We start from the raw sequence: 12,786 nt of genomic DNA, 5'->3' as shown, positions 1-12,786 counted from the left end.
GTGGAAATAAAAAAGCCTGCTCGTAAGCAGGCTTTTTTGAATCTGGCTCCTCTGACTGGACTCGAACCAGTGACATACGGATTAACAGTCCGCCGTTCTACCGACTGAACTACAGAGGAATCGTGTGGAGTGGTATCTTAGCGGCGAAAAAATTTTTGTCAAACATCAATTCAACTGCAGCGTCACGCCTGCCGCATCTATCAACAATTTGTCGTATTTGCCGACAATTTACCAGGAAAAATACTTTGCAGGATTAGCATTTCTCAATCATCATTTGAAATGTTGTTTCAACTCTTCTCACTAAGGTCTCCCTTGAACGTCACTTCAGCAGTACGCCAGGCCGTAGCGCGCACGTCCTGGTTTAAAAAGCGCAAGAGCTATCGTGTGCTCTACTGGCGTGAAATCAGTCCCCTTGCCGTACCGATCCTGCTGGAAAACGCCTGCGTATTATTGATGGGCGTGCTGAGTACTTTCCTTGTAAGCTGGCTCGGCAAAGAAGCAATGGCCGGGGTGGGGTTAGCCGATAGCTTTAATATGGTCATCATGTCGTTCTTTGCCGCAATTGATCTTGGCACCACAGTGGTAGTGGCCTTCAGCCTCGGCAAGCGCGACAGAAAACGGGCGAGGGCGGCTGCGCGGCAATCGCTGGCGATCATGACCTTGTTCTCAATCGTGCTGGCGGCGGTTATTCACGCCTTTGGCCAGCAAATTATCGATATCGTTGCCGGCGACGCCACGGTTCAGGTTAAAGCGCTGGCCCTAACCTATCTCGAACTGACCGTGCTGAGCTATCCGGCGGCGGCCATTGCCTTAATTGGTAGCGGCGCGCTTCGCGGCGCGGGGACCACCAAAATACCGCTGTTAATTAACGGCGGGATGAATATTCTCAATATTATTATCAGCAGTGTCCTGATTTACGGCATCTTCTCCTGGCCGGGGCTCGGCTTTGTCGGCGCCGGGTTGGGGCTGACTATTGCCCGCTATATTGGCGCGTTGGCAACCATTTGGGTATTGATGACAGGTTTTAACCCGGCGCTGCGTATTTCGCTGAAGAGTTACTTTAAGCCGTTTAACTTTGCCATTATCTGGGAGGTGATGGGTATTGGTATCCCGGCGAGCATCGAATCGGTACTGTTTAACGGCGGCAAGCTGCTGACGCAGATGTTTGTTGCCGGTATGGGGACCAACGTCATCGCCGGGAACTTTATTGCCTTCTCGGTGGCTTCGTTAATTAACCTGCCGGGTAACGCGCTGGGATCGGCTTCTACCATTATTACCGGTAAACGGCTGGGGAAAGGGCAGGTTGGTCAGGCGGAACGTCAGGCCTGGTTCGTGTTCTGGCTGTCGACTATTATTCTGACGCTTATTGCCTGGGGCACCGCGCCGTTCGCTGGCCTGATCGCTTCGTTCTACACCAGCGAAGAAGACGTAAAAGTGGTGGTTAAAGAGTTATTGTGGCTCAATGCCCTGTTTATGCCAATTTGGTCGCTCTCCTGGACCTTGCCCTGCGCCTTTAAAGGCGCGCGCGACGTGCGTTACACCATGTGGGTGTCGATGCTGGGTATGTGGGGCTGCCGGGTGGTAGCTGGCTATACGCTGGGGATTATGCTGGGCATGGGCGTCATCGGCGTCTGGCTGGGTATGGTGCTCGACTGGGCGGTGCGCGGGCTGTTGTTCTATCGCCGGATGATCACCGGGCGTTGGTTGTGGAAGTACCCGCGATTAAAGGCTCGGCTGGAAGAAAAGTCATGAATATACTGGATAAGTGTTACTTTTTAGACGAAGTGAAGAATAAATCGGCAAACGAACACCATTATAAAAAACACCTTTGACATGGCTGAGCGTGGTCGTTAATATTCGCCCCGTTCACACGATTCCTCTGTAGTTCAGTCGGTAGAACGGCGGACTGTTAATCCGTATGTCACTGGTTCGAGTCCAGTCAGAGGAGCCAAATTCAGGACTTCATGAAGTCAGCTTCGTGAAGTTATCAAAAAGCCTGATGATGCTAATGTATCATCAGGCTTTTTTGTTTTACTGGTCAGATGGGGTCAGTCTAAGGTATTGAGACAAACCACATAGTCAGGTTTGTCTCAGCAAGGGATTAGGGTTTTAGTAACCGGGTAACCAGCGCGGCAACTTTATCATTGTGGCTATGGGCGATATTAAAGCGCATATAGCGTAGCCCTTCCGCTTTTTGACAAAACAGCGTACCTGGCGCCAGAGCCAGACCCTGCGCTAATGCTCTTTCAGCCAGCGTTTCACTATCGATATGTTCAGGCAATTCAGCCCATAAAAACAACCCGTAAGAATGGAGGACCGGGAAACGACAACCTGCTTCCTGAAGCCAGTTTTTTACCCGCGAGGAGACGTCACTCAAATTACCAATAAGCCGGCGCTGATGGCGATTATAGCTACCGTCACGGAAGAATTGATGTAATGTCTGCTCGGTAAATTCACAGGTGACGCCGCCAGTCTGCTGTTTTAGCTGTACTAATTTTTCAGCCAGCAATGGGTTCGTTGCAATATAGGCAACCCGCATATTGGCGCTCAGCAATTTTGAGAAGCCGGATATATAACTGGCATTAGTGAGCCCGGCAAGCGCCGACATTGGCTTGGTTGCCGGTTCCATCAGGTCATGATATAGGTCATCTTCAATGAGATGACAATCGTAGCGGTTTAATACGGTGATTAAAGCAAACATCTCTTCCAGACTATAACTTTGCCCGGTGGGGTTGTGCATTAGTCCGGAGGTGAGATAAGCCCTGGGCCGGGACTCTTTTAATAAGGTTTCAAGCTCATCAATATCAACCCCTGTATGGCCGCGAGGGATAAAGACAACATTGGCCTGATGCTGACTCAGACTGGCGCGAAAATTGAAATAGCAAGGGTCGTCAATCAGCACGGTATCGCCAGGTTTGATCAGAATACGGAACAGCATGTCGATGGCATTCATGGTGCTATTCGCCATAATAATCTGCTCAACCGGTACGCTAATTCCCGCCTCATTCATTTTCATCTGTAGTGTTTTTCTCAATGGCAGGTATCCTCGTGGATTACCGTACTCAGAGAATTTTAGCTGCGGTTTGCGGATAATTTGGCGTAGCGCTTTACGGAAAAACTCAGTATCCAACCACTCTTCAGGCAAAAAACCGCATCCGGGACGAAGAATATAGCTACTTTTTGCAAAAGCGTGTTTCAGTCTTGAATGCAGATCGGGGCTGACTAACGAAAGAGGCTTGTCGGCGTCAATCTCAGTCGTTTGCCGTGCATGGCTGACAAAATATCCTCTTCCCTGAATAGAGGTGATCAGTCCTCTGGCACGCAAGCGTTCCAGTGCTTCCACAACGGTAAATTTACTGGTTTCAACCTGGTCGCAGAATTCCCTCAGGGAAGGTAAACGACTGCCCGGTAATAATTGGCCGCCGATGATTGCCGCGCTGATAAAATCAACAATCTGGGTGACTTTGGCAGTGCCATTCACCAGTTGTAGTTGGGATAAGCTAAAAATGGGGCTACCTCTGATACTTGCCTTGACTCTTCGAACTGTACCGGAGATTTTACCTGTAAGGAAAGCGAATATTTCGCTAAACATTCTATGAACAGTACTACACTAACGCGATATATCTTTAGCCCATCAATTGTGGTTCTGAAGATGAGTGTATGACAGTGGCAAAAAATAACTTTTATTTATTATTTATCAAAAGGTTGGGCACATCTTCCGCCCAGCTATTGTTACTACGGATGGTCTCTGCAATTGCCCTGTTTTCCCTGCTCGGGCAGGCCAATGTTTGGTTAGACACGGCCAGTAATGCCTTACTGGCTTTTGGTTATCGGTTTCTGTTGATATTGACCCCATTGACGCTAGGTCTGTTTGGTCAACGTGCATTAATAGTTACTCTGTCGGTCTCGCTGCTGGGACTAGTATTATTAGCACTAAATGTTGCAACGGGCGTCAATTGGCTGGCGGTGGTCCTCTTTAGCTATGGTGTCGCCGTGCTGGGTTATATCGTGAAGAATGATGCGGCCAGAACCCCGGCAGGAGCGGCTAATAATAAAATTATGCTTAATCTCGGCAGTCTGTGTGCCGGGTTATTATTACTCTATCCGCACTGGAGTCCATTATTATTTTATATTGTAATTGCTGCTTTATTGCTCGTTTGTTTACCAACCGCACGCCATTTTAGTTTATCAAGTGACCTGACGGCGCAGACGCTACTGACGAAGAACTTTGCCAAATCTGGAAAGTTGAAATGGGTATTAGCAGGGATTGTTACTGGGGTTAAATTATTTGCGGTATTCTCTATCCTGCCGCAGGAAATTCTGGTTCATCGACAGACTCTACCAGCCTGGTATGGCATGATGATCATCTTTAACAGCGCAATTGTTGCATTAATACAGATACCATTAATGGCGCTTATTAATCGCAGTGGCGATAAAGCAATGCTGTTGTCGATAGTGATTATACTTCTTGGTTTGATCGTTTTGGCAGTACCTGGCATTTTCCATGTTTATACTTTTTGGGGAGCAGCGGTATGGCTAACAATACTATCAATTGCTGAATGTGCATTGAGTTATATTGACTATTGTGCAGCGCAAGAAAATTCTCTGTTAATAAAAGAGTTGTCCGTCAGTCTTGGCGCAGGATTAACGGTTCTGGTTATGCGTTATTTTCCGGTGGCGATTAACACAGAAGTGCTTTCTTTAATTTCTATTGTCGCGTTATTACTTTGGCTGTGGAAATATAAGTACTCATCAAATAAATTCTATAAGGAAAATATAGATGCCGTCAGTGATGTTTGTGAAAAGTGAAACTGAATTCACTTTCAGGGATGTGGTGAGCCTTTTAGAATGCAGGGAGAACATGAGGTTTGGTTGTAAAACTGGAAACTGTGGGTTGTGTCGAGTCAAGGTATTATCAGGGATGGAGAATATCACGGGCAAGACTTTAAAAGAGAAACGTTTATTCAAATTGCTTGGTATAGAAGATCAAACGGTGCGGCTGGCGTGCCAGTGCAAAATCAGGATGTCTCCTCGCGCGGCACAATTTCTTACTCACCGACAACCTCGCCATTGAGTGGTGTGGTCTTTGGCGAGCAAACGAAAATCGCAAGAGTCATTGAGTCAATTTTTAATACCTGCACAGTGGAAGCCTTATCATGAATACGCCATGCTTTATTGTCGTTGGATATAATAACGTCAGAATTTATGATGTTGCTAAAATTCGCGTTGAGGCACAAAAATATTTTGACGCCAAAGTTGTATTAATTACTGAGAAAAAAACAGCAAGCGATGAGCAATTTGCTGATCTGGTGATTGAAACAACGCTTGAAGTTACACAACTCCCGGCCTCAGCGGATGTCGTTCATCAATATCTGGCAACCGAATCACTTTCTCCCATCGGTATTTTACCATTTTCCGATCGAGGTGTTCCTTTGGGGGCGCTGCTGGCGCAAAAGAACAGACTACCCGGCGCGCTGCCAGAACAAGCAAAAGCAGGGCTGGATAAGCAAATATTCCGTCAACTGGATGCCAGGGCTTCATTCCATCCCGCCGGTTATCGGACGGTAACCAGCCAGCCGGTAACATCATTGAATGAACTTAAAGATCTGGTCGATTCGTTAGGCGGTAAGGCGTTTATCAAGCCAGCGAAGGAGGGCAATAGCCGCGGGTGCCAGGTGATTGAGTATATTGAGCAATGCGAGTCTATCTGGGCTTCACTGGCGCCTTATCGCGAAGCAGGGATCCTGGTGGAATCTCTTATCGAAAATGCGAAAGAATTTAGTTGGGATAGTGTGGCGGGTAAGCAGTGGATCACGGAAAAGCATACTACTGAAGGCCACTACCGTGCGGAGTATCAACAGGTGGTGCCTGCCTGTTTGACCCCGGCGGATGAAATACTGCTGCGTTCTGCAGGCGAACATATGCGTGAACTGGTGTCGTCGTCGAATGGCGCCTGGCATAACGAAATATTTTTACTTCCCGGCGCGACGGCCGCTGTTGAAACCAATATGCGCCCTGCCGGTATGCATATTTGGGATCTGGCGATGTTGAGCTTTGAAAATTTCAATCCATGGCTGCTGTGGCTATGTTGGGCTGCGGAGGGTAAATATACGGCTGAGCCGCTCAAACAGAACTATTACTCTGGTATCCGCATGCTTCGGGCCCGCGTATCAGGAACCTTGCAGGCATTACCAGATGTTGAGCAATTGGCATTGCAGGCGGGTATTACGCTTCATGAAGCCAGCTTTTCAGCCAAAATCGGCGACATCCTTAATGGCGAAATTAAGACGAATGCCGATTTTATTGGCCATATCATTTTGCGCGATAGTAGCCATGAGCAGTTACTCAATTCATTAGAGACGCTGGCGACGGCTATTGAGTCTGCCGCTGAAATTAGCTAAGCGCGTGGAGCACAAATGAAATCCTCTTTTATCTGCCACGATAAACGTAGTCTGAACTATTTGCTGTCGTTGTTCATATTCAGCCTCGGCAGCTTTATTATCAATCCTTACTATGCCATTTATGTGTCAGATAATTTAGGTTATGGCGTGGCATTTGCCGGTGTGTTGGTCTCAATTAAAGTCATTTCACAGCGCGTTTTCGCTTTATTTGGCGGCAGCATGGCTGATATTTTTCCTGCCGTTTATGCCGCCCTTGCCGGGGTGGGGGTGCGCGCGCTGTCGTTTGCGCTTCTGGATTTGAATGCGAATCATGAGATCCTGCTCGTTTCTGCGGTGATGAATGGTATTGGCGGGGCGCCGGTCGCTGATAGTCGAGCTCTCGGCTAGCCTGTTTAATCCAGCGTTATTCCCCGTTTTTGCCCTGCAATTTTTCTTTATGTATTTTTACTCTCATATTGAGTACCTGTTGCCAATATTTATCACCCACCAGTATAGCGAGTATTTTGTTAGCGTGGTTTTCTTCGTTAATACCTTGTTCGTTATTTTCGCACAGACGGTATTTAGCCGTATTTTTAATGAATTACGTGCCGGTATTGCATGGGGCGCGATGGCGCTATTTCACTGGTGGCGGCTGGCGGGTTATTTGCGGCCAACGCCATCAACAGCGTCATACTCGAGTACTTTAATTTTGCAGCTGTCTGGCTGGTGAATTCGGTAATCGCCGCAGCCCTGGGGGGGTTCTCATTGTATCGATATTATTTATCCCGAACGCTGGCTTATTCTCGCTAGATTTGCGGTATACCCGCTTTGCATGATGCCATACAAAGCGGGTGGGCGGATTAACGGAACGGCGGTTCGTTGAAGGTACGCAGCTTGCGGGAGTGCATATGGTCGCCCTCGGCGCGCAGCAGATCGATGGCGCGGATCCCTATCTGCAGATGCTCGGAAATTGCCCCTTCGTAGAAGCGGTTCGCTTGTCCCGGTAGCTTAATCTCGCCATGCAGCGGCTTATCGGAGACGCACAGCAGCGTGCCGTAAGGTACGCGGAAACGGTAGCCCTGCGCGGCGATGGTGGCGCTTTCCATATCGATGGCTACCGCCCGGCTGAGGTTAAAGCGCAGCGCCGAGGCGGAATAACGCAATTCCCAGTTGCGATCATCGGTGGTCACCACCGTACCGGTACGCAGACGCTGTTTGACCTCTTCCCCCGGCATGCCGCTAACCTGTTTAGTGGCGTCATACAGCGCGCGCTGCACTTCGGCGATACTCGGGATGGGAATATCCGGCGGCAGCACCGCATCCAGTACGTGGTCGTCACGTAAATAGGCATGCGCCAGTACATAGTCGCCTATCGACTGGCTCTCACGCAGACCGCCACAGTGACCAATCATCAGCCAGACGTCAGGGCGCAGCACCGCGAGATGATCGCAAATATTTTTGGCATTGGCCGGGCCGACGCCGATGTTGATCAATGTAATGCCCTGACCGTCGTTAGTGATCAGGTGCCAGGCCGGCATCTGGTGTTTTTTCCATGCCAGATCGGAAATCGCCTCTTCCGGTGCCTCCGTGTCGGCGGTGATCCAAATCCCGCCCGCACAGGAGAGGGCAATGTACGGGCTATCCGGATCGAGGATCTGGCTACAGCCCCAACTGACGAATTCATCGACGTAACGCGTGTAGTTGGTAAACAAGACATACGGCTGGAAGTGTTCAACCGGCGTGCCGGTGTAGTGCTTCAGGCGTGCCAGTGAAAAATCGACGCGGCGGGCGTCAAAATGCGACAGCGGATAATACTCGGTGGCGTGGAACAGACCATCGGCGGTTTCATCGCCAATTTGTGACAGTTCGGTGGTCGGAAAATAACGCGTTAATCCGGCGCTCATCGAGCGATCCAGCGTCAGCGCAGAGCCATCAATCACGTAAGGGAAGGGAATTTCGTGCTGCGAATTGCCGACGCTAATATGCGCGCCGTAATCCTGATACAGCAGAGTTAATTGTTCCAGCAGATAAGCGCGAAAGAGTTTTGGATTGGTAATGGTGGTGGTGTAGCAGCCTGCATGGGTGAATCGCCCCCAGGCTCGGGTTTTTAAGGCTTTGTGCTCGGCGCCATCCCACGAGACAGACAATTGAGGATAGACGAATAAGCCTTCAGCACGGGCTATTTCATCAGGAAGAATATTGTGGTGAATGTACTCGCCAATGGCCTTACGCAACGCGTTAACCGCTCTTTCATACTGCGCTTCCAACTGGGAAAGCGCCTGCTCCGGGGTCAGACTGACGGCCTTCTGGTTCATCATTCGCTCCTTGTTTCAGGTCTGCTGATACTGACGATAGTATGCTACAGCGTGAAAATGGCGAAGGAAAATTACTGTCCCGGATAAATATTCAAACTCGTTGATAATAAAAGCTTAGCCACCCAGGATCAGGCTGTCTTTGCCCAACGTTCGGCGCTAAAATTACTTGCGCTTATCACTCTTAATGTCGCCGCGCCGTTATTGTTGATGTAATAAAGCGCATTAGGGCCAGGCGTTAACTTATCGCCTTCCTGCAGTCTGCATCGGCTTTCGATTTCAGCAATCACCACGAACTGACCGCTCTGTAGAACCACGCAAGTCGTTGCTGTAGAGGAATTTTTCCGTACTTTCTTTACCCACCACTCCATGTTTTCACCCAGGCTTGTTACACTCAGAATGATAATTGCCGTGTTATCGTTTTAAAGACAACTGAAACTACCCATTGGTTTAATTTACGTTTAGCTGACGTTGTTAAATCTTAACTCGGCGATGCAGCGGGACAGGCAAATAACACCTATGGCTTTGATGCGATTTAACAAGATTCTGAATCAATCTGGATTAAGGATAGTCTCGCTGGCGAAAAAAGCGCTGGTCGCCGCCGCTATTGTTGTGGTGGTGTTTTTCATCGGACGAATCTATGAATCGGAACGCGGCCCCGCGTTGCAGCGCTGGCATACCTGGTCTGGGGATGAGATGACCGCCGGTGAAATCGACCGCGCCAGCTTTGCCAGCTATCTCAAGCGGGAAGATGAAATATTTGCTGATTTGCGGCGTGAGGTCAGTGACCAGCTATCAGCCGCTGACAAAACGCCGCTAAATCGCTTTTATCGCGACAGCCTGGTCTACCCACAACGCTTTACGCCAGACTGGAATCGCTCCTTTATCCTACTGCCATCCGGCAAACCGCGTGGGGCGGTGGTGTTGCTGCATGGATTAACCGACTCTCCCTACAGCGTGCGCTATCTGGCGGAAGAGTATCAACGGCAAGGTTTTGTCGCGGTGGCGCCGCGCTTACCCGGCCACGGTACCGCGCCTGGCGCATTAACCCACGTTGATTGGCAACAGTGGCTGGCGACAACTCGCCTGGCGGTACGAGAAGCGACGCGACTTGCCGGTGGGGATGTGCCGCTGCATCTGGTGGGATATTCTAACGGCGGCGCGCTGGCGTTGAAGTATGCGCTTGATGAACTGACCGATAAATCGCTGGTCAGGCCGCAGCAGATTATTCTACTTTCGCCGATGATTGGCGTCACCGCTTTCGCCCGTTTCGCCGGGTTGGCTGGCCTGCCTTCGGTGTTTCCCGCCTTTGCGCGCGCGGCGTGGCTAAACGTCATTCCGGAGTTTAACCCTTATAAGTACAATTCATTTCCGGTAAAGGCAGCGCGCCAGTCGTGGCTGCTGACCCAGGCCTTACAAAAACAGATTATCCAGGCGGCGCAGAGCCAGCGGCTAACTTCTATTGCGCCGGTGTTAACCTTTCAGTCGGTGATTGATTCTACGGTCAGTACTCGAGCAGTGGTTGATTCGTTATACCGCTATTTGCCGGACAACGGCAGCGAACTGGTGATTTTCGATATTAATCAGGCGGCGAACCTGCGGGCGCTGTTTCGTCCGGCGACTTATTCGGCGGTGAATACCTTGTTACCTCCGGCGCCGCGTCCGTACTCCACGACGATCGTGACGAATGCGACTCAGCACACCCTCGATACCGTCGCGCGCCTGACGCTGGCGGGGCAAACCGCCGAGAGAACCCAGGCGCTGCATTTGTCCTGGCCGCAGGATATGTACTCGCTTTCGCATATCGCGGTGCCGTTCCCCATCACCGATTCGCTGTATGGCCGCGAGCCGACGGAGAAAAACCTTAGCGGTATTAGTCTTGGCACCATTTCGCTACGCGGCGAGACCGCGACGCTGAGCGTCGGTCTTGATACGTTAATGCGCGCCACCTCTAACCCGTTTTTCCCCTACCTGCTGCAGCGGATTGATCAGCGTCTACCGTTGGGCTCAGAACACCAGGATGTGCAATACCGTCCGCAGCGCAATACCGATGAGGGCGGCAGGGGCGACGAAGCGGAAAAGACGCACAAATCTTGAGCTGACGCCAAGGAAAATGCCGATGCCGGGTAGGTCGAAAGTCTGGATGAGCAGCCCCGCGGAGGCGTTAATCTGGCTGAGCGTCACTTTTCCCTGCTGCGCCAGCTCGGAGATAACCCCAAAATAGGCGGTACCGCCCGCCACACATTTCACCAGCGCGGGCAGAACGAAGTTTTCCGGGATATGTAGCCATTGCAGCAGCGGCATCAGCACGCGCTGCAGCATTTCGATGACGCCAGCCGCCTGCATCAGGCCGACGATGGTCAAAGATAAAATCAGCATCGGCACGGCACCAAGCGCCAGGCGGATAGCGTCGGCGCCGGCGCTATTGATCACCGCAATCAGCCCGTGATTATTTTGTTCGCTTTCCGGGAGTACTTCTGCCCGGCTGCTCTCGACAATGGATAACTTACGCCCGGTGGCGTACCAGCAGACCGCTGCGGCGCAGAGTCCACCGACAATAGAAATGGTGATTGCGGCCAGCCAGTGCAGGCCAAACGGCGTTAAGGGGTAGAAAACGTTGCCCTGGCCCATGGCGAACACCATCGCCAGGGTGGCGGCCATTTGTCGGTCGGAAACACCACGTTTATCCATAATCGCCAGCGTGGCGAGCGGGGCGGCAAAACTCACAAAATTTATCTGAATCAGCGCGAAGGCGCTCATGCCGGTCAACCCAAAGGGTTTTAGCAGCGGCGCCAGCCAGCGCACGATGATGTCGAGAATTCCGCGGACTTCGAGATATTTCATTATGATCAGCATGACGACCATAATGGGTAATAAGGTATAAAGCGCTACGTCGACGGAGGATTTCCCCGCTGACATAATGATGCCGATGACATCCATTTATCTATCACTGTATGCAGGTCAAATAGTTAGCGCCATCATAATCCCGAAGGGGCGAAATGAACAGCTAGCACAGGCAGGTAAGAACGGTACCTTCACTGAAGTGATATTCGCCGCTGAACGGGCTACCTGCGGCAAAGGCGTCGCTGAGCGTTTTATTGAGGCGTAACGTGAAACGCTGTTTTGCCGGGTCGACTGCGACTATGGCGGCGGCATCAAAATCAAACATCTGCTGTACGCGCGGATATAGCGCTTTGAACAGGCTCTCTTTGGCTGAGAAAGCCAGCAGCAGTGCCCACTCCATATCCAGCCCACAACAGGAAAGCAGCGCCTGTTCCGTTTTCGAGACAAACATATCGGCGCTTTCCCGCATGACCCCCGGTTGCAGATGCTCGATATCGACCCCGGGATACCGGCCGTCGGCCTCTGCGGCAACCACCGCGATGGCGATATCTTCGCTATGCGAGACGCTTCCTCGCCAGCCTGCCGGCCAAACTGGCGCGCGATCGGCGGCGCTTAACACCGGCTCTAAGCAGCCGGCTTGTCGCAGTAAATAGTGCGCACAGTAGCGCCCGGCCAGATATTCGGCTTTACGTTTTACGACGGCGCCCGCAAGAGAAGAAGGGAACGGGACGGCGTATTGGTTGAAAAGTGCGTCCTGTAATTGTGTCCTGGCGAAACGTACCCGACAGAATTTTAACGCCGGGTCAGCGCGAAGATAGCCGCACTCGGCATGCTGAATAAAAGGTAAATCGCGGAAGGTGTCGGTAACGATAAACATGCAGGATCATCTGGTGAAACGAACGATGACGCTACCTTAACGCAAGTGATAATCAAAGCAGAAGGTGTATAAAGCAAATAAAAGCAAAAAGCCTGCTCGAAAGCAGGCTTTTCTAAATTTGGCTCCTCTGACTGGACTCGAACCAGTGACATACGGATTAACAGTCCGCCGTTCTACCGACTGAACTACAGAGGAATCGTGTGAACGGGGCGCATATTATCGATGACTTAGGGTGTTGTCAAAGGCTGAATCGCCATAAAGCGTTCGACTGCTGACAATTTCAACAATCAAAACCCTTTTAGAGTAAACGCCGGCGGAAATGCACCGAAATGGTGCATTTATACCCCTAATGGGGCATATCATGCGCTCATGG

The 12,786-nt window shown here is 50.8% G+C and carries 12 protein-coding genes and 3 tRNA genes; 8 read left to right on the top strand and 7 right to left on the bottom strand.

Going from position 1 to position 12,786, the window contains the following annotated elements:
* Positions 1-43 precede the first annotated feature (43 nt).
* Positions 44-119 (bottom strand) — tRNA-Asn (locus ABLV08_RS11540).
* A 193-nt stretch (positions 120-312) separates the two neighbouring features.
* Between ABLV08_RS11540 and ABLV08_RS11535 the strand changes: the two genes are divergently transcribed.
* Together ABLV08_RS11535 and ABLV08_RS11530 are read left to right on the top strand one after the other, a co-directional pair.
* Positions 313-1,752 carry an EmmdR/YeeO family multidrug/toxin efflux MATE transporter gene (locus ABLV08_RS11535; RefSeq protein WP_348855863.1) on the top strand — a complete coding sequence of 480 codons (1,440 nt, stop codon included), beginning with the start codon at positions 313-315 and terminating at the stop codon, positions 1,750-1,752.
* A 123-nt stretch (positions 1,753-1,875) separates the two neighbouring features.
* Positions 1,876-1,951: transfer RNA gene (locus tag ABLV08_RS11530), tRNA-Asn, on the top strand.
* Positions 1,952-2,101: 150 nt separating this feature from the next.
* On the opposite strand, the gene ABLV08_RS11525 is transcribed toward ABLV08_RS11530, so the two are convergent.
* Positions 2,102-3,592 (bottom strand): PLP-dependent aminotransferase family protein, encoded by a 1,491-nt coding sequence (locus tag ABLV08_RS11525; RefSeq protein ID WP_348855861.1) that lies wholly within the window; start codon positions 3,590-3,592, stop codon positions 2,102-2,104.
* A 68-nt stretch (positions 3,593-3,660) separates the two neighbouring features.
* Between ABLV08_RS11525 and ABLV08_RS11520 the strand changes: the two genes are divergently transcribed.
* The 5 genes from ABLV08_RS11520 to ABLV08_RS11500 all read left to right on the top strand — a co-directional run bounded on the left by ABLV08_RS11520 (position 3,661) and on the right by ABLV08_RS11500 (position 7,110).
* Positions 3,661-4,809, top strand: coding sequence for a hypothetical protein (locus tag ABLV08_RS11520; protein WP_077203624.1), 1,149 nt, complete (start codon positions 3,661-3,663; stop codon positions 4,807-4,809).
* Positions 4,781-5,074 carry a 2Fe-2S iron-sulfur cluster-binding protein gene (locus ABLV08_RS11515; protein ID WP_071647699.1) on the top strand — a complete coding sequence of 98 codons (294 nt, stop codon included), beginning with the start codon at positions 4,781-4,783 and terminating at the stop codon, positions 5,072-5,074. The genes ABLV08_RS11520 and ABLV08_RS11515 overlap by 29 nt, the downstream gene beginning before the upstream one ends.
* Positions 5,075-5,156: 82 nt before the next feature.
* Positions 5,157-6,401 (top strand): hypothetical protein, encoded by a 1,245-nt coding sequence (locus ABLV08_RS11510; RefSeq protein ID WP_015706005.1) that lies wholly within the window; start codon positions 5,157-5,159, stop codon positions 6,399-6,401.
* A gap of 15 nt (positions 6,402-6,416) precedes the next feature.
* Entirely contained in the window at positions 6,417-6,788 is a 372-nt protein-coding gene (locus ABLV08_RS11505; protein ID WP_045389785.1) for an MFS transporter, read from the top strand.
* Positions 6,742-7,110 (top strand): hypothetical protein, encoded by a 369-nt coding sequence (locus ABLV08_RS11500; RefSeq protein ID WP_162866863.1) that lies wholly within the window; start codon positions 6,742-6,744, stop codon positions 7,108-7,110. Before ABLV08_RS11505 ends, ABLV08_RS11500 begins: the two co-directional genes overlap by 47 nt.
* A gap of 130 nt (positions 7,111-7,240) precedes the next feature.
* Here ABLV08_RS11500 and ABLV08_RS11495 read toward each other — a convergent pair whose 3' ends face one another.
* Positions 7,241-8,695, bottom strand: a complete 1,455-nt coding sequence (locus ABLV08_RS11495) for an AMP nucleosidase (RefSeq protein ID WP_015365878.1) — start codon at positions 8,693-8,695, stop codon at positions 7,241-7,243.
* 128 nt (positions 8,696-8,823) lie between these two features.
* A complete protein-coding gene (locus tag ABLV08_RS11490; RefSeq protein WP_348855858.1) occupies positions 8,824-9,063 on the bottom strand; it encodes a histidine kinase in 240 nt (79 codons plus the stop codon).
* Positions 9,064-9,220: 157 nt separating this feature from the next.
* Here ABLV08_RS11490 and ABLV08_RS11485 point away from each other — a divergent pair, with 157 nt between their 5' ends.
* A complete protein-coding gene (locus ABLV08_RS11485) occupies positions 9,221-10,789 on the top strand; it encodes an alpha/beta hydrolase (protein ID WP_183268816.1) in 1,569 nt (522 codons plus the stop codon).
* Here ABLV08_RS11485 and ABLV08_RS11480 read toward each other — a convergent pair.
* The 3 genes from ABLV08_RS11480 to ABLV08_RS11470 all read right to left on the bottom strand — a co-directional run bounded on the left by ABLV08_RS11480 (position 10,700) and on the right by ABLV08_RS11470 (position 12,608).
* The gene (locus ABLV08_RS11480) at positions 10,700-11,632 is read right to left on the bottom strand and encodes a nucleoside recognition domain-containing protein (RefSeq protein WP_020078391.1); all 933 of its coding nucleotides are present in this window, start codon (positions 11,630-11,632) and stop codon (positions 10,700-10,702) included. The two genes, ABLV08_RS11485 and ABLV08_RS11480, sit on opposite strands and share 90 nt — an antisense overlap.
* Positions 11,633-11,699: 67 nt before the next feature.
* Complete coding sequence (locus ABLV08_RS11475) at positions 11,700-12,413, bottom strand: 4'-phosphopantetheinyl transferase superfamily protein (RefSeq protein ID WP_045389789.1); 714 nt, start codon at positions 12,411-12,413, stop codon at positions 11,700-11,702.
* A gap of 119 nt (positions 12,414-12,532) precedes the next feature.
* Positions 12,533-12,608: transfer RNA gene (locus ABLV08_RS11470), tRNA-Asn, on the bottom strand.
* Positions 12,609-12,786: the final 178 nt, after the last annotated feature.

Origin of the sequence: Klebsiella sp. CN_Kp088 (genome assembly GCF_040064335.1) — a bacterium.
Classification (GTDB): Bacteria; Pseudomonadota; Gammaproteobacteria; order Enterobacterales; family Enterobacteriaceae; genus Klebsiella; species Klebsiella aerogenes.
Note: the sequence above shows the minus strand (reverse complement) of the source record. Positions and strands in the feature narration are given on the sequence as shown.